This is a genomic window from Pseudoflavonifractor sp. MSJ-30 (genome assembly GCF_018918045.1).
Lineage (GTDB): Bacteria > Bacillota > Clostridia > Oscillospirales > Oscillospiraceae > Faecousia.
Map to the genome: position 1 here is coordinate 1 of NZ_JAHLPU010000028.1, position 25447 is coordinate 25447.

Annotated in this window: 27 protein-coding genes; 18 read left to right on the forward strand and 9 right to left on the reverse strand. The window is 55.5% G+C overall.

Annotated elements, in window-relative coordinates:
• Positions 1 to 147 precede the first annotated feature (147 nt).
• Both KQI10_RS04440 and KQI10_RS04445 read right to left on the reverse strand, forming a co-directional pair.
• On the reverse strand, positions 148 to 912 hold the full coding sequence (locus tag KQI10_RS04440; protein WP_216566205.1) for an arylamine N-acetyltransferase: 765 nt from the start codon (positions 910 to 912) through the stop codon (positions 148 to 150).
• A 2-nt stretch (positions 913 to 914) separates the two neighbouring features.
• A complete protein-coding gene (locus KQI10_RS04445) occupies positions 915 to 2297 on the reverse strand; it encodes an MFS transporter (protein WP_216566206.1) in 1383 nt (460 codons plus the stop codon).
• Between the two features lie 272 nt (positions 2298 to 2569).
• Between KQI10_RS04445 and KQI10_RS04450 the strand changes: the two genes are divergently transcribed.
• The 15 genes from KQI10_RS04450 (at position 2570) to KQI10_RS04520 (ending at position 17061) form a co-directional block, all read left to right on the forward strand.
• The gene (locus KQI10_RS04450; RefSeq protein ID WP_216566207.1) at positions 2570 to 4102 is read left to right on the forward strand and encodes a helix-turn-helix domain-containing protein; all 1533 of its coding nucleotides are present in this window, start codon (positions 2570 to 2572) and stop codon (positions 4100 to 4102) included.
• 93 nt (positions 4103 to 4195) lie between these two features.
• Positions 4196 to 5092, forward strand: coding sequence for a LysR family transcriptional regulator (locus KQI10_RS04455; protein ID WP_216566208.1), 897 nt, complete (start codon positions 4196 to 4198; stop codon positions 5090 to 5092).
• A 174-nt stretch (positions 5093 to 5266) separates the two neighbouring features.
• Positions 5267 to 6742 carry a hypothetical protein gene (locus KQI10_RS04460; RefSeq protein WP_216566209.1) on the forward strand — a complete coding sequence of 492 codons (1476 nt, stop codon included), beginning with the start codon at positions 5267 to 5269 and terminating at the stop codon, positions 6740 to 6742.
• 102 nt (positions 6743 to 6844) lie between these two features.
• Complete coding sequence (locus KQI10_RS04465) at positions 6845 to 8356, forward strand: FAD-dependent oxidoreductase (RefSeq protein ID WP_216566210.1); 1512 nt, start codon at positions 6845 to 6847, stop codon at positions 8354 to 8356.
• A complete protein-coding gene (locus KQI10_RS04470) occupies positions 8350 to 8505 on the forward strand; it encodes a hypothetical protein (RefSeq protein ID WP_216566211.1) in 156 nt (51 codons plus the stop codon). The genes KQI10_RS04465 and KQI10_RS04470 overlap by 7 nt, the downstream gene beginning before the upstream one ends.
• Before the next feature lie 71 nt (positions 8506 to 8576).
• Entirely contained in the window at positions 8577 to 10028 is a 1452-nt protein-coding gene (locus tag KQI10_RS04475) for an MmgE/PrpD family protein (RefSeq protein ID WP_216566212.1), read from the forward strand.
• Between the two features lie 108 nt (positions 10029 to 10136).
• Entirely contained in the window at positions 10137 to 10340 is a 204-nt protein-coding gene (locus KQI10_RS04480) for an FAD-linked oxidase C-terminal domain-containing protein (RefSeq protein ID WP_216566213.1), read from the forward strand.
• Between the two features lie 15 nt (positions 10341 to 10355).
• The gene (locus KQI10_RS04485; protein WP_216566214.1) at positions 10356 to 11261 is read left to right on the forward strand and encodes a phosphate acyltransferase; all 906 of its coding nucleotides are present in this window, start codon (positions 10356 to 10358) and stop codon (positions 11259 to 11261) included.
• A gap of 23 nt (positions 11262 to 11284) precedes the next feature.
• Complete coding sequence (locus KQI10_RS04490) at positions 11285 to 11986, forward strand: hypothetical protein (RefSeq protein ID WP_216566215.1); 702 nt, start codon at positions 11285 to 11287, stop codon at positions 11984 to 11986.
• A 28-nt stretch (positions 11987 to 12014) separates the two neighbouring features.
• Complete coding sequence (locus tag KQI10_RS04495; protein WP_216566216.1) at positions 12015 to 12218, forward strand: ferredoxin family protein; 204 nt, start codon at positions 12015 to 12017, stop codon at positions 12216 to 12218.
• A 19-nt stretch (positions 12219 to 12237) separates the two neighbouring features.
• Positions 12238 to 13320: a 3-methyl-2-oxobutanoate dehydrogenase subunit VorB gene (gene vorB, locus KQI10_RS04500; RefSeq protein WP_216566217.1), complete on the forward strand. Its 1083-nt coding sequence runs from the start codon at positions 12238 to 12240 to the stop codon at positions 13318 to 13320.
• 2 nt (positions 13321 to 13322) lie between these two features.
• Positions 13323 to 14060: a thiamine pyrophosphate-dependent enzyme gene (locus KQI10_RS04505; protein WP_216566218.1), complete on the forward strand. Its 738-nt coding sequence runs from the start codon at positions 13323 to 13325 to the stop codon at positions 14058 to 14060.
• Positions 14061 to 14071: 11 nt separating this feature from the next.
• Positions 14072 to 14620 carry a 2-oxoacid:acceptor oxidoreductase family protein gene (locus KQI10_RS04510; RefSeq protein ID WP_216566219.1) on the forward strand — a complete coding sequence of 183 codons (549 nt, stop codon included), beginning with the start codon at positions 14072 to 14074 and terminating at the stop codon, positions 14618 to 14620.
• 119 nt (positions 14621 to 14739) lie between these two features.
• Complete coding sequence (gene buk, locus KQI10_RS04515; RefSeq protein WP_216566220.1) at positions 14740 to 15810, forward strand: butyrate kinase; 1071 nt, start codon at positions 14740 to 14742, stop codon at positions 15808 to 15810.
• 12 nt (positions 15811 to 15822) lie between these two features.
• On the forward strand, positions 15823 to 17061 hold the full coding sequence (locus KQI10_RS04520) for an MFS transporter (protein ID WP_216566221.1): 1239 nt from the start codon (positions 15823 to 15825) through the stop codon (positions 17059 to 17061).
• Positions 17062 to 17112: 51 nt separating this feature from the next.
• Here the strand turns inward: KQI10_RS04520 and KQI10_RS11915 are convergent, their stop codons facing one another.
• Positions 17113 to 17244 carry an IS3 family transposase gene (locus KQI10_RS11915; RefSeq protein WP_371818352.1) on the reverse strand — a complete coding sequence of 44 codons (132 nt, stop codon included), beginning with the start codon at positions 17242 to 17244 and terminating at the stop codon, positions 17113 to 17115.
• 30 nt (positions 17245 to 17274) lie between these two features.
• On the opposite strand from KQI10_RS11915, the gene KQI10_RS11920 reads away from it, so the two are divergent.
• From KQI10_RS11920 to ychF, 3 genes are all read left to right on the forward strand, one after another.
• Positions 17275 to 17352 (forward strand): excisionase, encoded by a 78-nt coding sequence (locus KQI10_RS11920; RefSeq protein WP_371818355.1) that lies wholly within the window; start codon positions 17275 to 17277, stop codon positions 17350 to 17352.
• Positions 17353 to 17506: 154 nt separating this feature from the next.
• A complete protein-coding gene (locus KQI10_RS04530) occupies positions 17507 to 18694 on the forward strand; it encodes a tyrosine-type recombinase/integrase (RefSeq protein ID WP_216566223.1) in 1188 nt (395 codons plus the stop codon).
• Positions 18695 to 18788: 94 nt separating this feature from the next.
• The gene (gene ychF, locus KQI10_RS04535) at positions 18789 to 19886 is read left to right on the forward strand and encodes a redox-regulated ATPase YchF (RefSeq protein ID WP_216566224.1); all 1098 of its coding nucleotides are present in this window, start codon (positions 18789 to 18791) and stop codon (positions 19884 to 19886) included.
• Positions 19887 to 20264: 378 nt separating this feature from the next.
• Here the strand turns inward: ychF and KQI10_RS04540 are convergent, their stop codons facing one another.
• The 6 genes from KQI10_RS04540 to KQI10_RS04565 form a co-directional block, all read right to left on the reverse strand.
• Positions 20265 to 20918, reverse strand: a complete 654-nt coding sequence (locus KQI10_RS04540; protein WP_216566225.1) for a YesL family protein — start codon at positions 20916 to 20918, stop codon at positions 20265 to 20267.
• Between the two features lie 294 nt (positions 20919 to 21212).
• Positions 21213 to 21740, reverse strand: a complete 528-nt coding sequence (locus KQI10_RS04545; RefSeq protein ID WP_216566226.1) for a nitroreductase family protein — start codon at positions 21738 to 21740, stop codon at positions 21213 to 21215.
• 84 nt (positions 21741 to 21824) lie between these two features.
• Positions 21825 to 22883 (reverse strand): branched-chain amino acid aminotransferase, encoded by a 1059-nt coding sequence (locus tag KQI10_RS04550; protein WP_371818353.1) that lies wholly within the window; start codon positions 22881 to 22883, stop codon positions 21825 to 21827.
• A gap of 50 nt (positions 22884 to 22933) precedes the next feature.
• Positions 22934 to 23515: a nitroreductase family protein gene (locus KQI10_RS04555; protein ID WP_216566228.1), complete on the reverse strand. Its 582-nt coding sequence runs from the start codon at positions 23513 to 23515 to the stop codon at positions 22934 to 22936.
• A gap of 20 nt (positions 23516 to 23535) precedes the next feature.
• Positions 23536 to 24549 (reverse strand): AEC family transporter, encoded by a 1014-nt coding sequence (locus KQI10_RS04560; RefSeq protein ID WP_216566229.1) that lies wholly within the window; start codon positions 24547 to 24549, stop codon positions 23536 to 23538.
• Positions 24543 to 25220, reverse strand: coding sequence for a GntR family transcriptional regulator (locus tag KQI10_RS04565; RefSeq protein WP_216566230.1), 678 nt, complete (start codon positions 25218 to 25220; stop codon positions 24543 to 24545). Before KQI10_RS04565 ends, KQI10_RS04560 begins: the two co-directional genes overlap by 7 nt.
• Positions 25221 to 25447 lie beyond the last annotated feature (227 nt).

Sequence of the window (25447 nt, forward strand, 5' to 3'; positions counted from 1 at the left end):
ACTTTGTGTACCCGCAAGGGGTATGCCGCATCCGTAAGCCAGCTTGCGCTGGCAACGGCTGCGCTATATTTCCCACTTTTAGAACCGCAGCATGGAAGCAAAAGATTCGCTGTCCAGCCGCAGACGATTTGTTCAGAGTTTTCTTTATTACAGATGAAGTTCAAACTGGGTTTCCAGCAGTACATTGGCCTTTTCCCGGGAAACGTCCTGTTCCCGGTATACCCCCTGGCGGAAGCTCAGATAGGTGTCTCCCCGGAGACCCAGCCAGCCATCTTCCGTGCAGCGGTACACCGCCCGCTTGCGCCGGAACGGAGAGTCGGGATAGGCCCAATAGTAGCCGTTCAGCACCTCAAAGTCCACATCCAGGTAGGGTTCATCCCGGAATTTCAGCATCCGCACCGGGGTTTCCCCATCTAAATAGACGATGACATACTGCCCGTCCTCGGAAAGGACCTGAAAGCGTTCATAACAGCATTCCTGAACCGCCGGATTTCCCAAATCCAGAATCCCTTTGGGCCCTCTGCCGCCAAAGCCCACGTCACAGTACCACCGCTCTTCTCCAAACCGGACCACAATGCCCCGGTGAGAAATGGGCCGTGGCTCCGTTCTTCCCATGATGCAGCGGACCCCCACACAGTGGCAGTCATAGCTCAGGGATTGCAGCAGCAGATAAAACAGCTTGTTGAGCTCAAAGCAGTAGCCGCCCCGGCGGTGCAGCACCACCTTCTGAAAGAGGGACTCCGGCTCCAAAGAGGGCTGGGTCTGATTTTCCGTCAGTTCCAGGTTCTCAAAGGGCACCTGCTCCAAATGGGCACGAACCAGCTTTTGAAGACTCTGAGGGGTCAACGCCTGAGGCCGTTCCGCCCCGATACGGGCCAGATAGGCATCTACATTAAATGTGAAATCTTCCATTATTATTTCTGGTCGATTTCTGCCTGACACTGGGCGATCTTCTCCCGGGTCAGCTTGTAGCCAAAAATCAGCAGCACCGCACCCACGGCGCAGAGAATGGCGGGGATCAGGCCCAGGGCCACGGTCATGCCCCGGCGGGCAGCACCCTCCAGAACAATGCCGGAGTGCCAGCCCACGGCGGCAAGGCAGGCGGCAACAATGGTGCCCCGGAGGAACACGCCCACTTTCAGAGGCAGATTTTGCAGACCCATGATCCAGCCTGCGGCATTCTTGCCGGTCTTCCAGGTGGTGTACACCACGGTGTCGGCGTAGAGGGCAGGAGAGGTGGAGTAGGCAACGCCATAGAAGAACTGGGCCACGGTCATCAGGGCAATAACCGCCACGGCACTGCTATAGAACACGTAAATCAGCCCCAGGGCAATGGCCATGCCCAGGAACGACACGATGGTGGTGGTCCGGTTGGACAGGGCGGCGGCAATATACCGGGTGGCAAAGGAACCGGCAATGGCACCCAGGGCAATGGCCAGGGCATAGGGAACCATGAGGCCGGGGTTGCCCATGGCATCCCGGAAGTAGTAGATGGCAGCGGCGGCGGTAACGAACTTCACACACCACTTGGCCAGGTCTGCCACCATGAGGATCATCAGCTGGGGATTCTGGAACAGAGACTTGAACATGTCGGGAATGGAAACCTTGGAGCCGCTTCTGGATGCGGACTGGGTTTCGATTTCCTCGTACCCTTCGGTCATCTTAAAGTGGGCGTAGTAGCCCAGCACCATGAGAAGCCCCAGGCAGAACGCCGTAGCGGCGAACTTGTTCTTTTCCCCCACGAAGTTTGCAAGCAGGGTGGCAAAGGGCAGACCCAGATAGGTAAAGAGCAGAGAGCCAATATTATTCCAGGTGCCCCGGGAGGAGGAAAGGGTGGCCCGATCCTCAGCTGTCTTTCCCACCACGGATACCAGGGTGGCGTTGGCCACATAGGCGATGTTCCACACCACATGGGAGGCAATGGCGGCGGCAATGATCAGCACCGCCGAGAGGATTTCGTTATCGCTGATGCGGACAAACTGGAACGCGTACAGGAACGGTACCACCCAGGGTACCAGAATCAGCCAGGAACGGTAGCGGCCCCATTTTTTCGCCTTGGTGCCGTTGAGAATGCCGCCGTAAATCCAGGACAGGCAGGCATCCACAATGGAGAAAATGGAGTTGATGAGGGCGGCAATGGCCGTGCCAAAGCCGGCCAGATCCGTCAGGAAGGTCATAAAGTAGAAGGTTTCAATGTTGCTCATCAGGTTAAAGCCTGCATCTCCCACACCGAACAGGTATTTCAGGGATTTGCTCAGGCCTTTGGGTTTTTGATTCTGCTGTGCTGTTTCTTTCATCAGAAATTACCTCCAAACAGTGTCTTGGTGTCTCCCGGAAATCCGCAGGGCCCTTGCGCATTCCAGAGGAATGAATTTTGCGAGCGCTTGGAACGAACGTAGAATGTTTTGTACATTCTGTATGTGTTCATCCTATATTTTTTATCCGGACTTGTCAATTGAAACATGATGGCGAAAAGAAAGTTCCTAAATTTGTTGAGAACGGCCATTGCGTTTCCTTATTTTCTAGGATACAATAATAGCAAATGCAGAGCACCTGGGAGGGATTTGTCATGGAAGAAAGCATGATGCTGAATTTGCAGATGATTGCGGACCATTTGGAGGAGCTGTTGTGGGACTACCGCATGGAAGCCGGGGAGGATCCCCCCCGTTTTCGCTGCTGCCAGGTCTACTGGGGCCAGGAACAGCTGGGGGAGGACGCGGTTTATCTGGTGCCGGAGGAGCTGGGCAGTGCCTTTCCGGCGGATGCCTACAGCTACATCGCCTGCGGCGACCTGGATGGGGCCGCCCCCCACATTGACGGCCTCCACCGGCCTGTATACCAGGTGATGAACCTCATCGTCTCCATCTTCCAGAAATACCACGATTTTGAAAACCAGCTGAACCAGATCGTCACCGGCGGCGGCTCTCTGGTAGATTTGTGCCGGGCGGGCAGTGACTTTTTTGAAAACCCCATTTATATTCACGACAATCTGTTTTCCGTCATTGCCCTGTCCTCCCGGGTGGAGGGAATGCTGAAATTTGAGTACAACGAGAAAAGCGGCAAACTCTATATCCCTTTGTGGCTGATCAACGAATTCAAATACGACGAAGATTACCAGCAGACCCTGACCCATTCTGGGGCGGGCATCTGGGACAATGAGCAGTACCCCTATACCATGCGCAGTCTTTATGTAAACCTGTTCAGCGGTAGCTCGTACTGCGGAAGGCTCCTGATTAACGAAATCGGCTCCTCACTGCAGCCGGGGCAATATCAGGCGGCAGTCTATCTGGCAAGGTATGCAGTCAAGCTGATCGAACGGAATGAATCGAACGACAGTCTCCGCTACTGGGGCCTGGAGGATACCTTTATCGACCTGATGAAAGGTACACCGGTGGATAACCGGGATTTGCAGACGACCCTGAGCATTCTGAATTGGACCCCTCTGGACACATATCTGTGTCTCAAAATACGCAGCCAGGACGATACGCTGTCCGTCCGCTCGGATAAGGCGCTGAACAACGCGCTGACCTCCCGGATTCCGGGCTGTTTCAGCTTCAGCTATCAGAAGACGCTCTGCGTGCTCATCAACCAGACCCACCCCAGCGTTGACCGGCATACGGTACGTCATATTCTGGCGCCGCTGGTTCGGGACAGCTGTATGTATGTGGGCATTTCCAACCCGGCAGACAGCATCCACGCCATTCATACCGGCTTCCGGCAGGCGGATATTGCCCTGCAGTACATCGTGGAAGAAAAGGGCAGCCAGTGGATTGTATCTTTTCCCGAATGCGCCCTGTATTACATCTGCAAGCAGTCCACGCAGGAACTCCCCACGGAATCGCTGGCGCATAATACTTTGCTGAATATCCTGCACTACGACAAGGCCCACGATACCCAGTATTTCAGCACCCTGCGCGCTTACCTAATCAACGAGCGGAACATCCCCAAAACCGCTGCCTCCCTGATCATTCACCGCACAACACTGACTTACCGCCTGCAAAAGATTCAGGAGCTGTTCTATCTGAATCTGGATGATGATACGCAGCGGTTATATTTGCTGATGTCCCTGTTCCTGTTGGCTCCCGGAGAATATGCAGGCTGACTCCCTCCCCACACTTTGCGCCGGAATTTTTAATTTGCAGTTTTCTGACAAATATGCTATGTTGATTTAGACGTTAACGAAAGGGGGATCCCCATGACACAGATCCAGATGGAGTATTTTATAAAAACCTGCGAATTCGGCAATATTGCGCAGGCTGCAGATGCACTGTTTGTCTCCCGTTCCGCAGTTTCCAGAGCAATCTCTGACTTGGAAAAGGAATTTCAGGCAGAGCTGCTGACCCGCTCAAAAAACGGCGTAACACCCACAAATGCGGGGCAGATCGTTCTGGAGATGGCAAAAAATGTAAGCAGCAGCTATCAGGGGGTCGTGCGCCGGATCCGGGAGCTGGAGGATTGGAGACTTTTTCACCAGGTCCGGGTCGGCATTACCCCGACCAACAACCTTCAGGTTTACCAAAATTACCTGCGGCAGTACGCACTGGACAGCCCCGGCGTAAAGCTGGTCCTTACCGAGGAATGCGCCTCCAGATGTCTGGAGCTGCTCTCGCTGGGGCAAGTGGATGTCACCTTTATTCCCAGCGGTATCATCCGGGATCAGCCGGATATGGATTTTTTTCAGGTTTTGCCGCTCTACCGCAACCGAATCGTCCTCTGGGTCCGGAAGGACTCCCCATTGGCAAAGAAGCCCAATCTGGAGATCCACGATATTCTGGACTGTCCGCTGGGCTACCTGAACGCACCCATGCCCATGGAGCGTTCACTGGAATCCTGCTTTGAGGCTTACAGCAAGCAGCCCCGGGTAACGGTCAGAACGACCTCCGTCCCGCTGCTTCGGCAAATGGTTCTGGACGGCCAGACCTGCGCCCTGATTCCGGACGATATGTTCGAGCCAAGCCCGGAGTTGGTTGCCGTACCCATGCGTTTTTTCAGAAACTGCACCAATTACATGATCTGGAACCGCAGTATTCTCCCCGGCAGTGCCACTGCGCATTTCATCTCCCGCATGGAGCAAGATATCCGCGCTTTGTGATATTGCACAAAAACATATTGATTTCTTTTTCCTTGTTTTACATTTTGTGACACCACGTGCAATGTTTGATTCTTTTGCTTTGCGGATACGCATGATACAATGTCCTCGAAAGTTCACCGGACGCGGTTTCTTTCGGTGAAAAAAATTTTAAAAAAAGAAAAGAGGAATGGCATCATGCAAAAATCTAAAAACACCAGCTATTACATCTGGTGTGCGGTCTCCCTGTGCTTTATGTTCCTGTTCAGGGTTATCGTACCGCCTTTTGCCGGGATCACACCCGAGGGCATGACGGTATTGGGCGTCTTCTTCGGCGTGCTGATCGCAACTGTGGCCACCAACGAGACCTTCTGGCCCGCCGTCCTTGGCCTGTTTGCTCTGGTCTGGGGTAAGTTTACCACCGGCAACGCCCTGCTGGCGACCTGGTTTGGCAACGTCACCATCCAGCAGATCATTTGGGTCATGGCTCTGACCGGCGCTGTCACCGAATCCGGTGCGGTTAATGTTCTGGCCCGGAAGATGATGAAGCTGAAGGTCATGCAGGGCAACGGCGTCCGCTTCCTGATCGTCTTCTTCCTGCTGGTTATGGTCTGCGCGGCTCTGGTCAGCTCTCCCACCACCATTATCCTGCTGTTCTTCCCCATGATTGACTCCATCGCTGAGGTCTGCAAGATTGAAGACGATTCCGACCTGAAGCGTGAGCTCCTGCTGGGCACTTACATCGCTGCCATGGGCGCCTACGTGCTGCCTTTCAAGGGCGTGCACCTGTCCTCCATCGCCATCATCAGCGGCATTCTGGAAGCCAGCGGTCTGGCCTTCAACAACGCCGCCTACCTGATCACCGCAACCCTGGTGGTCCTGCTCTTCATCCTGGGTTATGTGGCCTTCATCCGCTTCGTCTGGAAAACCGACCTGTCTCCTCTGAAGAACTTCAGCTTTGAGAAGATGGGCGTTAAGGAAGAGGATCTGAAAATGAACAATCGGCAGAAGATCCTGCTGGGTGTCCTGCTGTTCGCCATCGTCTTCCTGCTGGCAAGCATGTTCATCAAGAAGGGCTCTCCTCTGTATGACTACTACAGCCGTATCGGCAATACCTGGATCTGGATTGTGCTGTTCGGCGTTCTCAGCATGTGCCGCGATGCCGATGGCAAGCCCTTCATCAACGGTGTGAAGCTGCTGCAAAGCAAGACCATGTGGGGCATCGTCGCCGTTGCAGGCTGCTTCACCATCTGCGGCAGCGCCATTGCCTCCGACGACTGGGGCATCAAGGCTGCCATCGCCGGCGTGCTGAATCCCATCATGGGCAACTCCAGCTGGCCCATTCTGGTTATCCTGTGCGTCGCCATCTCCACCGTATTTACGAACTTCACCAACGGTATGCCGGTCAGCTTTACCATCAACTCCATCTGCATCCCCATGGCTGCAACTCTGGAGCTGCAGGGCAGTGTCTGTGCTTCCATTCTGGGTGTGGCCAGTATTCTGGGCGGCATGTGCGCATTCCTGACCAACGGTGCCATCGCTTACGCCCCCCTGCTGCTGGGCCGCAAGGAGATTACCGGCAAGTTCATCTGGAGCAAGGGTGTGGTGACAAACATAATCTTTGTTGTGGTTGCCAGCGTGATCTGCATTCTGTTCGGCTATCTCTTTGCCTGATTCCATAGCCGGGATAACGGTTCAAAATTAAAAACCAATCCCGGGGTTTCATCAGAAATCCCGGGATTTACAAAAATAATACGTCTGAAAAGGAGTAATCTGATGAAAACTTATCTGGAACAGAACAGTGAAATTCCTGTATATGCCGAGTGTGACATTCTGGTAGTGGGCGGCGGTGCCGCGGGCCACTCCGCAGCCATTGCCGCAGCCCGCGCAGGCGCCAAGAACATCATCCTCATGGAACGCTATGGCTATATGGGCGGCGATGTCACCGGCGGCTATGTCATCATGGTCCCCAACCTGAGCTGGTACAATAAGTCCTTTGTCCGCGGCCTGCAGGAGGAGTGGTTCACCCGCCTTTCCAAAATCCCCGGCGCTGTCCGTGCCCCCTCTCTGGAGGAGATCGGCGAAACGGACCCTCTGAAGCTTTATAGCTGGGGTGCCATCCACGATACCGTCAGCCGCGGCGGCTTCGGCGGCTGCAAGCCTTCGCAGCTGGTGCGTGCGGTCTACTTTGAGCCGAACCAGCTGAAAATCGAAATGGACAAAATGCTTCTGGAGCACAAGGATGCCATTCGCGTGCTCTGCCATTCCATGGGCACCCGCCCCATCGTGGAAAACGGCGCTATGAAGGGCGTTATCTTCGAGAGCAAGGAAGGCCGCAAGGCGGTGCTCGCCAAAGTCGTCATCGATGCCACCGGCGACGGCGACCTGTTTGCCCGCGCCGGTGCCGGCCATGAAACGCTGGCAGACGCCGCGTGCCGCAGCAGCACGACGGCCCTGGTCTGGCGTATCGGCGGCTGCGACTGGAACGCTTTCTACGAGTGGAAGAACGCCCATCCGGACCTTGCCAATACCATGCGCACGACACTGGGCAAAATCGCCGGCTTCCGGAGCCTGCCGCTGGCATCCAATCAGAACGATATTTGCTGGATCAACAACTGGCATCCCGGCCGCGACTGCACCGTCATCAAGGACCAGACGGAAACCGAGATGGACACCCGCGATACCATGCGTGATGTCCTGGAATATCTGCGCGAAACCGTGCCGACCGCCTTTGGCAACGCCTTTATTTATGACATTGCCCCCCAGCTGGGCACGCGCTGCAGCCGCCGCCTGCGGGGTGAGTATGTCATGACTGCCAATGACTTTGCCTTCGGCATCGAGCACGACGATGTAATTGCCTGGCACTCCACCATCTGCCAGCTCAACGACTGCGGCCCCGTTGAGATCCCTTACCGGGCGATCCTGCCCAAGGAAGTGGAAAATCTTCTGTGCCCCGGCCGGCATCTGTCGGCTGACAATGTTGCCATTGACTGGCTGAACCTGATTCCCCAGTGCGTCGGTACCGGTCAGGCTGCCGGTGTCGCCGCCGCCGTTGCCGTGGCCGACGGTACGACCGTCCACGGCGTAGACATCCGCAAGGTCCAGGACATTCTGGTGGACCAGGATGTGCCCCTGCCCAGAAACGCCAAGTTCCGGGCGAAGGACCCCACCTACGAAACCTTCGTCGCGGAGCACCAGAAGGGCCTGTATACCGATATGGCCAAGAAGGCTGCTGAAGAGGCCGCAAAGAACGGCGCTGACGCGCTGAGCAAGTTCCGTCAATGGTAACGCCCGAAAAGGCCCCCGTGCCCCCGTCTCAGCCGGTAGAAGAGACGAAAACACCCCATCTGGATCCCGATTTCTTTTTGAAGCTCATCCGCCAGCCGGAGTGTATTACCAAAGGCACCTGCAACGGCTGCGGCAAATGCGAACATTGAACCCAGAAAATAACGGTCAGAAGCTGGAAGCGCTCCGTCGGGGCGCTTCCGGCAGACATAAGGAGAATGTTATGGAATACGCACCTCCCATTGGCGTAGACGCCAGCTGCCCCCACAGGCCCGATTTCCCCTTTGCTCCTCCCGAAGGAACGGACCGCCTGTGTGAGAATCTGGTAAATACCCGGTTTGACCAGCTCAGTGAGGACAATATCCGAATTTTCAAGGACCGTCTGCTGGACATTACCGGATGCATTTTCGGCGGAGCCGTCGTCCCGGAGGACCAGTTCCTGGAAACCATGCTCTCCCGCTGGGGCGGTATCCCCGAGGCACCGTTGTTTGCCAGAAAGGGCCGTCTGCCCATGCCCAGCGCAGTCATGCTGAACAGCATCACAGCACGTGCCAATGATTTTGGCAATATGTTCTTCCACGTGCTGGGAGACCGCATCGCCTCTCACTGCGGAGAGACCCTGTTCCCCATGGGGCTTACCCTTGCGGACACGCAGAAAACCACCGGTCAGGAGTTTATCGCAAATCAGGTCGCGGCGGAGGACCTTACCGCGCGGGTGCTGTACACGCTTCCCATGCGCTGGCCCACCGATATGCTGATGGTTTCCAGCGCTGCCGCCGCACTGGCCGCACGGTACTACGGCCTGGACGCAAAGCAGACAAAGGTCGCTTTGACCTATGCCGCTACCAACGCAACGGATCCCGCCAACTCCTACTATGATTACAGCCAGGAGTTCAAGTATCACAACGGTGCCAGCGCTCAGATGGGTATTTATGCCTGCGAGCTGGCAAAAGGCGGCTGGGACGGCTGGGCAGATCCCTTCTTTGGGCACTGGGGCCTTGTTACCAAGCAGATCAAGGACGGCGCGCCGGTTCCGGCACTGTACGAAAAAGCCTTTACGGGATTGGGCGAGGTATGGTATACCGAAGAGAGCTTCAAGCGCGGCCCCGGCGGCATTCCCACGACCGCTGCCGCGAAGTGCGGTGCCGGTGTCCGGGAAAAGATATTGGCGGATCGCGGCACGCTGGACCCGGCCCAGATCAAAAAGGTGCGGGTATTCCGCTCCTCCAATATGCGCTTCAATTACTATGCAAATCCCTTCAACCGCCGCAACCACACCAACGCGCTGTTCTCCTTCCAGTTCGCCGCCTGCTGTGCTCTGCTCCATGGTGCTGTCAAGGTCGCCTATGTGCAGACGCCCGCCATTGAGAAGAACCCCTACCTGATCGAGCTGGCAGAGGGCTCCTCCATGGAGGTGTTTGATTCCGGAAGTGAGAAGAGCCTTATGAAGGTGATCGTGGAAATGAAGGACGGTACCGTCTATGAGGATATTCAGGACTACAGCGGGTCCATGCACGACTATCCCAGCCGGGAGTTCCTGCTCGGGAAATTCTGGGATCAGTTCGATACGTTTGGAAAGCTGCCACACAGCGTAGGTGAGAAGATCGTGGAATTGTCCGGCAAGATTGAGCAGCTGGACGACATGCGCGAATATACACAGCTGCTCACCCTGTAATATACAAAGGCCCTGCTTTTATTTCAGCCCTATAATAAATGTTGGGGTCAGGCGATGAACCTGGCCCCTTAGCTATACAAAAAGATTGCATTGCGGGTAGGCTGCCTTATGGAGCTTGCCTATGCAAAGGGCAAGGAGTTGGGTGGCCTGATTTCCGGTGAGCACGGAATTGGCTCTGCCAAGGTGCGCTACCTGGAAGAAGACCTTGGAAGTGTTGTCATGGATCTGATGCGTCAGATCAAGAAGGTATTTGACCCCAAGCTGCTGCTGAACCCCGGCAAGGTGTGCTATCAGCTGAAGCGGGAAGGATAATGGGAGGTTTTACAAATGACATATAGAACTTTTGCTGAGCTGATTGAGCACGTGAAAGCGGCTCCCGGCCGGAAGCGCATGGTTGTTGCCTGCGCCAATGATTCCCACTCCATTGGCGCCGCGCTGAACGCCATGAAGGAGGGAATCGTCCACCCGATCCTGGTGGGCGAGACCGATGTAATGAAAACGATTCTCCGGGAACTGGATGCCGTGGATGCGGATGTAGAGCTTTATAACTGCACCGGCCTGAAAGAGACCTGCCAGCTGGCTGTGCAGCTGGTCCGGGAGGGCAAAGGCGACTTTCTGATGAAGGGAAAGGTGGATACCAGCATTTTCCTGCGGGAGGTCGTCAACAAGGAGCATGGCCTGGGCAAGGGCGGCGTTATGAGTCACGTTACTCTGTTCGAGGTTCCCACCTACCATAAGCTTCTGGTTCCCGTAGATGGCGGCATGGTACCCTATCCTACACTGGATCAGAAAAAGGCGATCATCGAAAACACCGTCAGCGTTCTGCATCGGATTGGCTACGATTGCCCCAAGGTCGGTGTGCTGGCCTGCAAGGAGAAGCTGGACCCCAAAATGCCGGAGACCGTAGACGGACGTGCCCTGCAGGAGATGAACGAGCGTGGCGAGATCACCGGCTGCATCGTTGAGGGCCCCATCAGCTATGACTGCGCTGTAGATAAAGAAATCGCAGATTTCAAGGGCTACGAAAGCCGGATCGCCGGGGATGTGGATGTGCTGTTGGCGCCTAACATCCACGCTGGAAATATCATGGGCAAGATGCTGGTCTGCACGGCGCATGCAAAAATGGCCGGATTTATTGAAGGCGCCAGGTGTCCCATCATTATGACCAGCCGCGGTTCCAGCGAGGAAGAAAAGTACCTGTCCATCGTGGTGGCGGCAGCCGCTGCGGTATAAGCATAGCCGGGGGAGGATTCGGTATGGAGTGGAAGCAGCTTGCCGGAGAACAGAAGAATTTTGTATTTCTTGGTGAGGCGGGGTGCGGAAAAAGCGAGATCGCAATGAATCTAGCCTGCGCGCTGGCTGAGCAGGACGGACGGAAAGTGCACTTCTTCGATCTGGATATGACCAAACCCCTGTTTCGCTCCCGGGATCTGGCACAGAGACTGGAGCAAGCGGGCGTTCGGGTCCATTTTGAGGAACAGTTCATGGACGCGCCAACGGTAACGGGCGGCGTTATGAGGCTGCTGCGGGATCCGGAAGCGTACGTTATCATGGATGTGGGCGGTGATTATATCGGAGCCCGCTCCATCGGTGGCTATGCACCGCTGCTCAATGCGCCGAGTACTGTTGTGTATTACATTATCAACAGCTATCGGGCCTGGTCTATGGACATTGACCATATTGATCAGGTTTTGGGTCAGGTGCTGGGTGTCAGTCACATCCGGCTGGAAAATATCCGGCTGATCGCCAATTGCAACCTGGGTATTCACACCAACGCCGAGGATGTGACCCGGGGAACCGAAAAGGTTCTGCAGACCGTAGGCGTGTACAAAGAGATCGCGTTCCGCTGCGTCTGGGAAAGGCTGCTTTCGGAGGTGACGGATCCGGAAGCCTGGCTCCCCGTGAAGCTGTTTCTGACCTACCCCTGGGAACGGGACGAACTGCGTGAGGCGATATAAAAGGAAAACCATGAAGGAGGTTTGTCAAATGGCAAAGGTTGAAATTGTGGCGGAGCGCTGCAAGAGCTGCGGCTATTGTGTGAAGTTCTGCCCCAAAAATGTGCTGGCGATTGGGACGAAGGTCAATTCCAAGGGCTATGAGGTCGTGGAGAGCGTAAACGCGGACAGCTGCGTGGGCTGCTGTATCTGCGCAAGGATGTGCCCTGACGGCGCGATTGAGGTATACAAATAATTTAAGGAGGACAAGGAAAATGGCCCGTGTGTTTATGAAAGGCTGCGAAGCGATTGCGGAGGCAGCCGTACGTGCCGGATGCCGGTTCTTCGCCGGTTATCCCATTACGCCGCAGAACGAGATTCCCGAATATTTTGCCCGGCGGATGCCGGAGGTTGGCGGAAAGTTCGTCCAGGGCGAGTCTGAGGTCGCGTCCATCAGCATGGTCTACGGTGCGGCCGCTGCCGGTACCCGATCGATGACTTCTTCTTCCAGCCCCGGAATTTCTCTGAAGAGCGAGGGCATCAGCTACTGCGCCTCTGCCCGTATTCCCATGGTTTACTGCAACGTCAGCCGCGGCGGCCCCGGCGTGGGCTCTATCCAGCCTGCCCAGATGGATTATTTCCAGGCCACCAAGGCATCCGGCAACGGCGGTTTCCGGATGCTGGTGTTTGCGCCCAGCACGGTGCAGGAGGCCGTTGACATGACCTATCAGGCATTTGACTATGCGGATCGGGACCGCAACCCTGTGTTGATTTTGGCGGACGGCGTTATCGGCACCATGATGGAGCCGGTTGTCCTGCCTGAGATGAAGAGCGAGGAAGAGGTTGCCGCCATCAAGGAATCCAAGCGGAAATGGGCCTGCGTAGGCCACCCGCTGGACTATAAGAACCGCGCCTGGATAGAGCCCGGCCAGTGGTCTACCATTGTCCAGCAGCAGAAGAACGAGGAGGCCGCGGCGCTGTATGAGAGCTGGGAGAAGGACGTTCGGGTGGAAGAGTATCTGACCGAGGATGCGCAGGTCGTTATCGCGGCCTACGGTATTTCCGCCCGTATCGCTAAGAGCGCTGTGGATATGCTGCGCAAGGAGGGGAAGAAAGTGGGCCTGATTCGTCCCATTACCGTTTCTCCCTTCCCCTATAAGGCCTTTGACCGGCTGAACTACGCAAACATCAAAGCGGTCCTGGATGTAGAAATGTCCATTCCCGCCCAGTTCGTTGAGGATGTAAAGGTCGGGGTAAAGGAGCGCAGCCCCATTCAGACCTGCCTCTGCTCCGGCGGTAATATTATGAGCCGTGAAAAGGTCATCGAGGCAGTCAATTCGATTTTGGAGGGCAAGTAAAGATGGAAAAGATCTATTCCCGTACAAAGACGATCCAGGAGGACAAGGTCTCCGGCTTTTGCCCCGGCTGTATGCACGGCACGGTTATGAAGCTCATCGGTGAGGTCCTGGACGAAATGGGCCTGGTCGATAAGACATTGTGCTGCCTGGGTATTGGCTGCTGCGGCTTGCAGATGGATTACATTGCTTATGACAACATTACCTCCCCCCACGGACGTGCCTGCGCCGTTGCAACCGGCGTCAAGCGCAGCAATCCGGATACCCTGGTGTTCACCTATCAGGGCGACGGCGACTTTGCTTCCATCGGTCTGGCGGAGAGCATGAGCGCTGCAAACCGGGGCGAAAATATCTCCGTTATTTTTATCAACAACGGTATTTATGGCATGACCGGCGGACAGATGGCCCCCACCACCCTGGTTGGAATGAAGGCCACCACCGCGCCCCAGGGACGGAACCCTGCGGAGCATGGCTATCCCATGCACATGGTTGAAATTATGGACCAGCTGAAGGCTCCCGCGTTCCTGGCCAGAACTAGCTGCAATACTCCGGCGAATGTCAACAAGACCAAGCAGTATATCAAGAAGGCGTTCCAGAATCAGCTGGATGGCAAGGGATTTTCTCTGGTGGAAGTCGTCACCAGCTGCCCCACCAACTGGGGAATGGACGCACTGAAGGCCCTGGATTTCCTGGAGGAGAAGATGCTTCCGGAATTCCCGCTGGGCATTGTGCGTGACCGATAAGGAGGAGTACTATGGAAACCAATCTGTGTGTTGCCGGCTTCGGTGGGCAGGGCGTTATGACCCTGGGAAAGTTCCTGGCGGATGCAACCTGCAATTCCACCGACAAGAACGTGACCTTTTTCCCCTCCTATGGCGCTGAGCAGCGGGGCGGCACCGCAAACTGCTTTGTCGTTATCTCCGATGAACCCATTGGCGCGCCTCTGGGCGACGTTATGGACGATCTGATCGTTATGAACGGCGCGTCCCTGAATAAATTCCTGAAAACACTGCGTTCCGGCGGTACGCTCTTCATCAACAGCAGTATTGTGAAGGGCGAGATCGACCGCAAGGATATTACAGTTGTCAGCGCTCCCGTTACCGAGCTCGCTCTGGAAATGGGAAACGCAAAGGTGCTGAACGTGATCATGCTGGGCGTTTACGTCGGCTATACCGAAGTGATCGCGCCTGAGATCGTTTGGAACACCATTGAGCACAAGCTTGCCAAGAAGGCAAAGCTGCTGCCGCTGAACCGCCAGGCATTTGAAAAGGGCCTGGAGATCGGCCGCAGCCAAAAAATTTGACAGCTCCTGGCAGCGGGTCTGAGCCCCCTCTGCCGAGCCTCCTAAAGGTGCCCATACCGCTGGTTTGAGAGGAACGGGCGGTATGGGTATTCTGCTTATCAAAAAAAGAGGTGCAAAAAATGAATAACATTCTGGTCATTAACCCCGGTTCTACCTCCACGAAAATTGCCTGGTACTGTGGAAAAGAGAAGAAGTGGGGAGAAAATATTGAGCACGATCCCGCGCAGATCAAGACCTATGCCGTGATCTATGACCAGCTGGAAATGCGTACGCAGCTGGTTCTGAAAACCATTGCGGATAAGGGGGAGACGGTCGATTCCCTCAGCGCCGTGGTCAGCCGCGGCGGACTGCTGGGGCGGGTCAGCGCCGGAGCTTACGAGGTCAACGATGCCATGGTAGAGGTCCTGCGGGACCGGCCTGTGAATCACCATGCCTCCAATCTTGGAGCGGCGATCGCGCTGCACATTGCCCGTCAGGCAGGGGTGAAGGCCTATATCTACGACCCCGTCACCGTGGACGAGATGATCGATCTGGTGCGCGTTACCGGCCTGAAGGAGGTCCAGCGCTTCGGACAGGGACATAATCTAAATATGCGTGCCGCCGCGCTGCGTCTGTGCAAAGAAGAAAATATGGACTATGGCAAGTCCAATATCATTGTGGCCCACCTGGGCGGCGGCATTACCCTGAGCCTGCACAGCCAGGGCCGGATCATTGACATGATCTCCGATGATGAGGGAGCGTTCAGCCCTGAGCGGGCGGGCGCTCTGCCCATTTACCGGATGCTCTCTGCCCTGGAGAAAAAACATCTGGATTACGCGGGCACCATGAAGCTGCTCCAGCGGGGCGGCGGTCTGACCTCCTGGTTTGGAACCTCCGACACCCGTACGGTGGAGAAAATGGCCCTGGAGGAGGGCAATGCCCAGGCAAAGCTCGTCTACGATGCCATGGCCCTGAGTGTGGCCCGGAGCATTGCCAAGCTGGCCGTGGTGGTAGACGGTTCCGTTGACCGGATCGTGCTTACCGGCGGCATTGCTTATTCCAAGTATTTCTGCGGTGAGATTACCCGCAGGGTTTCCTTCATTGCGTCTGTGACGGTCTATGCGGGAGAAAACGAAATGGAGGCCCTGGCGTTGGGTACGCTGCGCGTCCTGACCGGCGAGGAGACCGCCCATATTTTTGAAGAGAAGTAAGAGGAGAGATCAATGAACAAACTGAATCGCTGGGTATATGCGGCGGTTGGTGTGCTGGTGCTTTTCTGCGCCGGGATCATCTATGCCTGGAGTGTTCTCTCGGCGCCTATTGCCGCGGAATTTACCGAGTGGACAAAAGCACAGCTCTCGCTGACCTTTACCATTACGATGATTCTGTTCTGCATGGGCTGTATGGCCGGTGGTTTCCTGTCGTCCAAGCTCAGCCCGAAGCTCTACGTGGTTGCGGCGGCCGTGCTGTTCCTGATTGGTTTTCAGATGACCGCCAATATCCACAGCGTTATAATGCTGTACATTGGCTTTGGCGTGATCAGCGGCTTTGGCTCCGGCCTGGTGTACAATGCCGTTATGGGAACCATTACCAAGTGGTTTCCGGATAAGCAGGGGTTGATTTCCGGAGTTCTGCTGATGGGCTTTGGCGTCAGTGCCTTTGCCATCGGAAAGCTTTACCAGGCTTTCACGCCTGACGAAATCGGTGCGTGGCGAACCTCTTTCCGGTTTATGGGGATTGTGATCCCTGTCGTGCTGGCGCTCTGCGCTCCCTTTTTTGTGAAGCCGCAGCCTACAGAGGCGACCGGAAATGTGCAGAAAAAGAGTGCTGCCAATCCGGTGGCCATGGAGGCAACGACCGGGCAGATGATCCGCAAGCCCGCCTTCTGGCTGTATTATATCTGGGCGATCCTGCTGTCTGCTGCCGGCCTGGCACTGATCAGCCAGGCAACCGGAAGCGCTTCGGAGGTTGGCCCCGTTGTCAGCGCCGGAACCATTGCAACGGTGGTTGGCCTCATTTCCATTTTCAACGCCGTGGGCCGCGTCCTGTCCGGGATGCTGTATGACCGGCTTGGAAGAGCGGCAACGATGAATCTTGTAAACACATCCTTCATTGTTACCAGTGTGATCCTGACCCTTGGGCTGACAACGGGGAGCTTTGCACTGATCGTTGTCGGCTTTATCACCGGCGGCCTGTCCTATGGCAGCGTAGCGCCCATCAATTCCGCGTTTGTCAGCAGCTATTACGGACAGAAGAATTTCTCTATGAATTTTTCGGTAATCAACACCAACCTGGTGATCGCTTCCTTTGGAAGCACCATTGCCGGTTCCCTGTACGATGCCAGCCGATCCTATCTGAGTACCTATCTGCTGATGGCAGTCCTGGCACTGGGCGGATTTGTCATTACCGCGCTCATCGGTATGTGCGATAAGCGGGAGCTGGCCGCAAGAAAAGCCCGGTAAGGGCAATGATATGTACCCAGTTTTCTGGACACCGTTATTTGAACTGAATAATTAGTTTCTCATCATGGATGCTTTCCGGAATTTTACGGGAGGCATCCATTTTGTTTTGACTTGAATTTCCCTGCTGTTGTAGTAATCAATATAGTCGGCAATTGCTTTCGAGAAGATTTCAAAGGTTTTCACATAAATCGTGGGATCTTTCGTTGCCCTTTTGTGCTGCTGGTCGGTGCGAGAAAGCTTGTAAAACGCAAGGCGTTTGAAGTGTATATTGAGGGGAGGGGCGCAATTTGAACGGCCGCGGCTTTCCCCCTCCGGCGCACACCGATCTTTTCAAATTGGTGCGCACCAAAAAGGCCAAAAGTTATTGAAAGAATCTTGGTTTTATGGTATACTAAGGCATCGTGGTGAACCTACGTTTCCTGCACACAGGAAAGGAGTTCACTAAATGGGAAAAAACCTAAAAGGCAGAGAATGCGGCAAAGGCATCTGCCAGAGAAAAGACGGTAAATACGCCGCAAGATACACGTCGAAGAATGGTTCCCGCAAAGAAAAGCATTTCGATACGCTTCCAGAGGCTCGCAATTGGCTGGCCGATGTGCAGTACGAGGAGAAGCATGATCTGACCGCAGCCAACTCGGATATGACTGTGGATTCCTGGTTTGAGTTCTGGATCACAAATCTCATCGCAGATCTGGCTCCCAATACCAAACGGAATTACCGGGAACGGTATCGGATCAACATCCAGCCGGTGATTGGGACGATGCGCCTGTGCGATGTCAAACCCATGCACTGCAAAATCGTTCTGAATCGAATGGAGGCAACCTACGCAGGGTCTACCATTCGTCAGGCGTATATCACCATGGGAACCATGTTCTGGGCCGCAGTTATGAATGGCATGCTGACAAAGCACCCTATGAACGGCGTTCGTTATACGAAACCTGTTCGGGCTGTGGACGACATAAAATTCTTAACCGTAGACGAACAGGAAAAATTTCTGGAAGTAGCAACACGCTCTCACAACTACAGGCAGTATATACTGCTGTTAGAGACCGGACTGCGCACTTCGGAAATGATTGGACTCACTTGGGACGCCATCGACTGGAAAAAGCGGACATTGACCGTCAGCAAAACTCTGGAATATCGCCACGGTGAAGGTATCTGGCTTGCCGGTCCCCCAAAGACCGTAAGCAGCTACCGCACCATTCCACTGACAACTCGGGCCTACGATGTGTTAAAAATGTGCTACGATGAACGCCACATCCGTAAGGAATCAGAACTGCTGTCCCAGATCCTGGAATACGTGGATCGACGGACAGGCCAGACCAAGTACCTGTGTATGCGGGATTTGGTGTTCATAAATTACCGCACCGGCGAACCCGCTAAGAACAGCTCCTACGATACCCACCTGTACAAGCTGTGCGATGAGGCGAAAATCAAGCGGTTTAGTATGCACGCTCTGAGACACACCTATGCCACACGGGCCATTGAGCGCGGTGTCATGCCGAAAGTATTGCAAAAGCTGCTGGGTCATTCCAGTATCAAAACCACCATGGATCGTTACGTCCATGTGACGGATGCATCCTTGACCATTGCCGTTCAACAGTTTGAACAGGCCACCGTTTTAGCAGGTTAAAAATGGTGCGCCGCAGAAAAATTGGTGCGGAATTGGTGCGGTGGCTACCCCCTTAATCCAAAACACTCTAGAGAATAAAGGAGATTTTGAAAAGATGAAATTAGGTATTGTCGGTCTGCCCAATGTAGGCAAGTCCACCCTGTTTAACGCCATTACAAATGCCGGTGTTCCCGCCGACAACTATGCGTTCTGCACCATTGACCCCAATGTGGGCGTGGTTTCCGTACCGGATGAGCGGCTTGCCTGGCTGGCGGAGCTGCATCAGCCCAAGAAGGTGACGCCTGCCGTCATCGAGTTTGTAGATATTGCAGGTCTTGTAAAGGGCGCTTCCAAGGGTGAGGGTCTGGGAAACAAGTTTCTCTCCAACATCCGCACCACTGACGCCATTGTCCATGTGGTCCGGTGCTTTGAAGACGCCAACGTGACCCATGTGGAGGGTTCCACCGATCCCCTGCGGGATATCGACATCATCAATCTGGAGCTGGTCATGGCCGACATTGAAATGGTGGAGCGGCGCATTGACAAGTGCCAGAAGGCGGCCAAGGGCGGCGACAAGCGGTTCGTGAAAGAGGCCGAGCTGTTCACCGAGTTGCTGGCCCATCTGAATCAGGGCAAGCTTGCCCGAACCTTCGAGTGCAGCGAGGAGGACATGGCCCTGATTGCCACCTCCGATCTGCTGACCCTGAAAAAGACCATCTATGTCGCCAACCTGGCGGAAAACGAGGTCAACGACCCAGAGAGCAGCCGTCATTACATGGCTGTGAAGCAGCTGGCCGACGCCGAGGGCAGCCAGATCATTCCCATCTGCGCCAAGCTGGAGGCCGACATTGCCGAGCTGGACGATCCAGAGGAAAAGGCCTTGTTCATGGAAGAGCTGGGCGTAAAGGAATCCGGCCTGGACCGGCTGATCCGCAGCAGCTACACCCTGCTGGGCCTGATCTCCTTCCTGACCGCGGGCAGCGACGAGTGCCGGGCGTGGACCATCAAGAAGGGCACCAAGGCCCCCCAGGCTGCCGGCAAAATCCACACGGACTTCGAGCGGGGCTTCATCCGGGCCGAGGTCATTGCCTTTGAGGATATGAAAGCCTGCGGCACCATGGCCGCAGCCAAGGCAAAGGGACTGGTCCGCAGTGAGGGCAAGGAGTACGTCATGAAAGACGGCGACATTGTCAACTTCCTGTTTAACGTTTAAGCAGCATTTATACAATACGATTTTCAGGGGACGGTGCCCGCATCGCTCCGAAGATTCGGCATCAGAGCGGAACATTCAAACGTACCTCTCCGGAATCCGAGTCTCGGGACGACGTAGGCATCGTCCCCTTCTTTTCAAGAACAAAATGGGGCGGCAGAATTGCCGCCCTTTAGGGTTCTCTTCTCAAAAAACAATCCGCAGGGTCTATTTTAGAAGGTTCCGGCCATCCGGCCGGTTTTCCAGACGGAACTGCGTATCTCTCCCCGGCATCGTCAAAGACCGTTCAGTGGGTCATGCCGCTGTCGTCCTCTCCTGCAGGGCCGTTCCCCCTGGCTGCTCAAGGGTGACGGCAAAGAGCACATTGACCATCTGCCCTCTTCATGCCTCGTCCTGCGTAGAATCATCGTCTTCTTCCTTCAAATAAGGTGCGAACACCTTTTTCAGAATCCGTGTATTGACGTAGGCCGCCGCGGCAAACCAGATAATAACCCAGGCAAAGGACGCCTTCAAAAAGGTCATCAGGTCCGTGCAAAGCAGCACAAAGGGAAATACATTCAGCGCGCCCATAAGGATGGATCTGGGCAAATAGCCCAAACTCAGAAGCACGGCATTTTTCAGTGTGGTTATTCCATTGTTCTCAAATCGGCTTTGCAGCGGGAACACATAGCCAAAAATCAGCACAACCATGGCAAACAGCACACCAACAGGCACAAAAAGGTAGTGCGCCCAACCAGTCATCGTGTAAAACAGCAGCGTACAGACGGCGGTGCCCAGGCCCCAGGCAACAGCAACCAGCCACAGCTTTGTTGCCTGGCCGAAATTCTCCCGGAAGGCGGCGAAGTAGTCCCGGAAGGTACCGCCCTCCCGGTCAGTCCCCAGCCGGAAGCAAACGGTATACATGGCCGTCAGGGAAGCACCGATGGTGAAAAGCGGCAGGGATGTCAGCAAAAACAAAAGATTCAGAATCATCAGATCCGCAAGTCGATTCATATACCGCATAAACCGGGATTCCGGCGAAAATATACCGCTCATTGTTCATTTTTCCTTTCTGTATTTCGCGCCATGCAGCTTTTCTCGAATGATCCGCTCCGGGTCGCAGCTGATGACGGAAACATCCCGCGGGATCCGTAGTCCCGCATCCGCCAGCGCCATAAAGGCGATCCGCCGACAGCCCGGCTTGCCGGATAGTTCACGCCGGTAAAAGCGCCCCGCCCGCTATTTTTCGGAACAGTTTGGCAAAACAAAACGCGCAATTCCGTGAGATAGGGGGCGGCAGATTGCCGCCCCCTACGAGAAAACTTATTTGGCAGCAGCCCCTTTATATCCTCACAGCTCACTGACCAGTTCAGACAATTCCTTCCGCTTCTTCTCCCGCAGAGGGTCGCCCTCCTTGGCATAGCCCAAGGTGATGACCAGACGGACGGGGTGCTTCAATCCGGCAAGAGATTGGAGCTTTTCGCTGTCCAGCCAGCCCAGGATACAGGTGGAAAGGCCCAGAGAAGCGGCTTCGGAGGTCAGATAGGCCGTCAGGATGCCGATATCCAGAGACCGGTAGTCATTCTTTTTGAGTTTGGCCCCCAGCGCGGCGGACTTATTGTAATCCTCCTCCGAGAGCAGCAGCAGAACGGGGGCCTGAGCGGCAAACTTATTCATGCCCATACCGCTGACTGCCGCGGCGGCCTGTCTGGCCTTTTCGCCCCGGCAGACCGTAATATGATAGGGCTGGCTGTTGCAGGCAGAGGGGGACAGACGCCCTGCCTCCAAAATGGCAGCCAGCTTTTCCGGCTCAACATCCCGATTTTCGTCATAGCTGCGGCAGGATTGACGCAGCTTTGCCAGTTCCAGAAAATCCATGGAGCATTCTCCTTACATCCAGTGAAATTTACAGCTGCAGGGGGCAATGCCGACATTGTCCCCTGCGCTTTTCCAATACTGCCTTCAGTCGATCACCATAATCCAGCCCTCAGGGGCAGGAGTGGTGCCCATCTGGATGCCGGTCAGGGTATGATACAACTTCCCGATCACGCTGCCCATGCCGGCATAGGTGTACTCTTCGCCATGATCAACAATCTTTCCCACAGGGGAAATGACCGCCGCGGTGCCGCACAGACCGGCCTCCGCGAAATTCCCCAGCTCGTCGATGCCGACAACACGCTCCTCAACCTCCAAACCCAGATAGTCCCTGGCCACCTGAATCAGAGAACGGCGGGTAATGGAAGGCAGAATGGTGTCAGACTTGGGAACTACCAGCTTGCCCTCCCCGGTGACGAACACAATATTCGCGCCGCCGGTCTCCTCGATATGGGTACGGGTGGCAGAATCCACATACAGATTCTCGTCGTAGCCCTGCTCGTGGGCATCCACAATATTATACAGGCTCATGGCGTAGTTCAGACCTGCTTTAATGTGGCCGGTGCCTCTGGGGGCCGCCCGGTCCAAATCGGAGACGCGGATGGTCAGGGGCTTGATGCCGCCCTTGAAGTAGGGACCCACAGGTGTGCCGAAAACCCTGAACTGGAATTCGTTGGCGGGCTTCACGCCGATAATGGGGTCGCTGCCGAACATATAAGGCCGCAGGTACAGGCTCGCGCCGGAGCCGTAAGGGGGTACCCAGGCCTCATTGGCTTTCACCGTCTGCCGAATGGCATCCAGGAAGCGTTCCTTGGGGAACACAGGCATCCGCATTCTGCGGCAGGAATCCATCATTCGCTCGGCGTTCAGATCCGGACGGAAGCAGACAGTTCTGCCATCCGCGGTGGTGTAGGCCTTCATGCCCTCGAAAACGGTCTGAGCGTACTGCAGCACACATGCGCACTCATTCATGGTGATGTTGGCATCGGTGGTCAGCCCGCCTTCATCCCACGCACCGTTCTTGTAATTCGCAACATAGCGATAGTCCGTCTGGACATAGCCGAACCCAATGCTGCTCCAGTCGATTTTTTTCTTTTCCATAGCCGTACAGCTCCTCTGCTTTTCAGGATTCCACCATGTTAGCACACTTTTCTCTGCTTTTCAAGAAAAACTTCGCCTGTCATGGACATTTGTCCTTATTTATTCAAAATCAACTGCTCCGGTGTACGCTTTGGCACATAATGGGTGTCATTCTCATCCCGATAGTACGTCGTTTTTCCGTCTTCCCGGACATCCGTAAGAACAATTCTGTCCGTCCCGGCGCCCAGAGCCAGCAGAAGCTGGGGTTTCATGGTCTCCGGCAGATTCAGCGTCTCCCGCAGCTGCCCTGCCGCGAAGGAGCCGATCATGCAGCCGTTCAGGCCCATTTCCGCCGCGGCCAGAAGCATCGTCTGGGCCACAATCCCCACATCCCGCTGATAGGGCGCCGGATTTTCCGCCAGCATGCTATCCAGGCAGATAACAATAAACGCCGCGGGCTCCGCCCCTTTTCTGGGCAAATGCAGCTCCGCCAGAGCCCCCGCCCATTTGCTCAAGGGCAAAATCCGCGCCACAGTTTCGGGATCATTCGCCAGATAGTACTTCAGGACCTGGTCGTTCCGGGCAGATGGGGTGTACCGGGCGCACTCCACCAGATACCCCAGCTCCTGCCGGGTAACAGGCCTGTCCTGCCGGAAGCCCCGGTGACTCCTGGCCTTCCTTACAAGGTCAATGAACATTGCTCTACCTCCTGTTTTATTTATACAATCAGCAACCCCATGCCCATCAGCAGGCATACGGTCACAAACAATGTAAAAATAGAAGCTACACTGCTCCATACCACAATTTGGGTCGCCAGCTGCTCATCGCAGCCCATCTGCCCAGCCATAACCGCGCTGGATACCGCTGTAGGCGTTCCGAACAGAGCGATCAGCGCCGGATAATCCGCGGAGGCACAGTGCAGGACGCCGAATTGATTCAGTACAATGGCCGCCCCCAGCCCTAGTGCCGGAGCAATTACCACCCGCCAGGCGGAGCCCCAGAGGATCTCCTTCTTCATATCTCCCATGGCAGCGAAATTGAACTGCGCGCCCAGAACGATCAGCGCAAAGGGTGTGGCAATGCTGCCCGCCTGCTGCAGGGCGGAATACAGAAATCGAAGGTTCCCACCGAGGGTGAATACCACGGACCCAAAAACCGCCTTTTCCACCGCCCGCAGGGCAATGCAGAGGAATCCCGCCGCAATGCCCAATATCAAAGGATTGGTCACGATGTTTTTCAGCAGCCTCTTTCCATCCAGCTTTCCGCCGTTGGAACCATAGATGGACAGGGCCACCACCGCCAGCACATTCAGCAGGGGCACGCAGACCGCCGTTACGACCGTCGCCACCTGAACTGCCTCCTCCCCGCCCAGAGCCTGGGCCAGGGAAATGCCGATGACCGCCGTGTTGCTGCGAAATGTGCTCTGCAGCAGTGCGCCCTTGCGCCCCGGCTCCCGGGTGAGTCCGGGCGTCAGAAAATACCCCAGCAGAAAAATGACCAGCACCATTCCCGCCCCGTACAGTGTCAGATCCCAGGGCACGCTGGAAAAAGACTCAATCGTGTAGGTATTCGTAAACAGCATCAGCGGGATCAGCAGCCGGAACATCAGCTTATTGCCTCCGGCGACAAATTCCTTTGTCAGAAAGCTGCACTGCCGGAGCCCATACCCCAGGGCGATCAGCAGCACAATGGGCAAAATGGCATTGACCGCGGTCACAAAGATCGTCAGCATTTCTGTTCCCCCGTTTTCTCTTTCTCTTTGCGGGCAGTCTGGTAGCTGCGCAGGATGTTCTCCATGCTCCGCCTGATATGCAGTTCCATCGTCTCCCTGCCCCCCGGAACGTCTCCCCGGCGGATGCACTCCAGCATCTGCCGGTGCTCCCGGATGGAGATTTCTTCATGGGCCGTATCCCGGCCTGCCTTTCCGGCAGAAGGTCCGTTCCACAGGGACAGCAGCAGCGCTTTCAGCCGTTTGTTGCCGTCCGCGTCCCAGATGGCCATATGGAAGCGCTGATTGTAGGCACTGTATTCCTCCGCCGTCATGGTCCCCCGGTGCTCCTCTGCCCAGCACTGGAGTGCCTCCAGTTCCTCCAGCGGAGGTCTGGCGTGGATCGCGCCGGCCAGTGCCTCGGATTCCAGCAGCCGGCGAACCTCGAAATGATCCCGAATAAACTTTTCGTCGACACCTATTACAATTGCGCCCCGGTTCATCCGCAGCTCCAGCAATCCTTCCGATGCCAGGGACTGAAAGGCCTCCCGCACAGGCGTTCTGGAGACGCCCAGCCTTGCCGCCGTCTCCGACAAGCTCAGCTCCTCCCCCGGCGCAAACTCTCCGGAAAGCAGCGCCTTCCGCAAAATGGCGGTGATCCGCACCCGGATGGGCAATACTTCGATGGTTTCCATATACATTCTCCGATTCCGTTCATTTTTTTTTATAGTACCATGTCCGGCAGGAAAAATCAACCTTCCGCCGCCCCTGGCATCCTGTACAAACACATGTCGTAATTTTTGGATGTATTCACGAATTTATTCTGTTTTTTCATCTCCTATTGCATTGCGGATTGGACTGTGCTATACTGCGTACATGAATATTGTATACAATATTCAATTCAAGAGATTTAGGAGTGATT

Coding starts and splice junctions, on each gene's coding strand:
- KQI10_RS04440 (WP_216566205.1), bottom strand. CDS start 912: ATGGAAGATTTCACATTTAATGTAGATGCCTATCTGGCCCGTATCGGG.
- KQI10_RS04445 (WP_216566206.1), bottom strand. CDS start 2,297: ATGAAAGAAACAGCACAGCAGAATCAAAAACCCAAAGGCCTGAGCAAA.
- KQI10_RS04450 (WP_216566207.1), top strand. CDS start 2,570: ATGGAAGAAAGCATGATGCTGAATTTGCAGATGATTGCGGACCATTTG.
- KQI10_RS04455 (WP_216566208.1), top strand. CDS start 4,196: ATGACACAGATCCAGATGGAGTATTTTATAAAAACCTGCGAATTCGGC.
- KQI10_RS04460 (WP_216566209.1), top strand. CDS start 5,267: ATGCAAAAATCTAAAAACACCAGCTATTACATCTGGTGTGCGGTCTCC.
- KQI10_RS04465 (WP_216566210.1), top strand. CDS start 6,845: ATGAAAACTTATCTGGAACAGAACAGTGAAATTCCTGTATATGCCGAG.
- KQI10_RS04470 (WP_216566211.1), top strand. CDS start 8,350: ATGGTAACGCCCGAAAAGGCCCCCGTGCCCCCGTCTCAGCCGGTAGAA.
- KQI10_RS04475 (WP_216566212.1), top strand. CDS start 8,577: ATGGAATACGCACCTCCCATTGGCGTAGACGCCAGCTGCCCCCACAGG.
- KQI10_RS04480 (WP_216566213.1), top strand. CDS start 10,137: ATGGAGCTTGCCTATGCAAAGGGCAAGGAGTTGGGTGGCCTGATTTCC.
- KQI10_RS04485 (WP_216566214.1), top strand. CDS start 10,356: ATGACATATAGAACTTTTGCTGAGCTGATTGAGCACGTGAAAGCGGCT.
- KQI10_RS04490 (WP_216566215.1), top strand. CDS start 11,285: ATGGAGTGGAAGCAGCTTGCCGGAGAACAGAAGAATTTTGTATTTCTT.
- KQI10_RS04495 (WP_216566216.1), top strand. CDS start 12,015: ATGGCAAAGGTTGAAATTGTGGCGGAGCGCTGCAAGAGCTGCGGCTAT.
- vorB (WP_216566217.1), top strand. CDS start 12,238: ATGGCCCGTGTGTTTATGAAAGGCTGCGAAGCGATTGCGGAGGCAGCC.
- KQI10_RS04505 (WP_216566218.1), top strand. CDS start 13,323: ATGGAAAAGATCTATTCCCGTACAAAGACGATCCAGGAGGACAAGGTC.
- KQI10_RS04510 (WP_216566219.1), top strand. CDS start 14,072: ATGGAAACCAATCTGTGTGTTGCCGGCTTCGGTGGGCAGGGCGTTATG.
- buk (WP_216566220.1), top strand. CDS start 14,740: ATGAATAACATTCTGGTCATTAACCCCGGTTCTACCTCCACGAAAATT.
- KQI10_RS04520 (WP_216566221.1), top strand. CDS start 15,823: ATGAACAAACTGAATCGCTGGGTATATGCGGCGGTTGGTGTGCTGGTG.
- KQI10_RS04530 (WP_216566223.1), top strand. CDS start 17,507: ATGGGAAAAAACCTAAAAGGCAGAGAATGCGGCAAAGGCATCTGCCAG.
- ychF (WP_216566224.1), top strand. CDS start 18,789: ATGAAATTAGGTATTGTCGGTCTGCCCAATGTAGGCAAGTCCACCCTG.
- KQI10_RS04540 (WP_216566225.1), bottom strand. CDS start 20,918: ATGAGCGGTATATTTTCGCCGGAATCCCGGTTTATGCGGTATATGAAT.
- KQI10_RS04545 (WP_216566226.1), bottom strand. CDS start 21,740: ATGGATTTTCTGGAACTGGCAAAGCTGCGTCAATCCTGCCGCAGCTAT.
- KQI10_RS04555 (WP_216566228.1), bottom strand. CDS start 23,515: ATGTTCATTGACCTTGTAAGGAAGGCCAGGAGTCACCGGGGCTTCCGG.
- KQI10_RS04560 (WP_216566229.1), bottom strand. CDS start 24,549: ATGCTGACGATCTTTGTGACCGCGGTCAATGCCATTTTGCCCATTGTG.
- KQI10_RS04565 (WP_216566230.1), bottom strand. CDS start 25,220: ATGGAAACCATCGAAGTATTGCCCATCCGGGTGCGGATCACCGCCATT.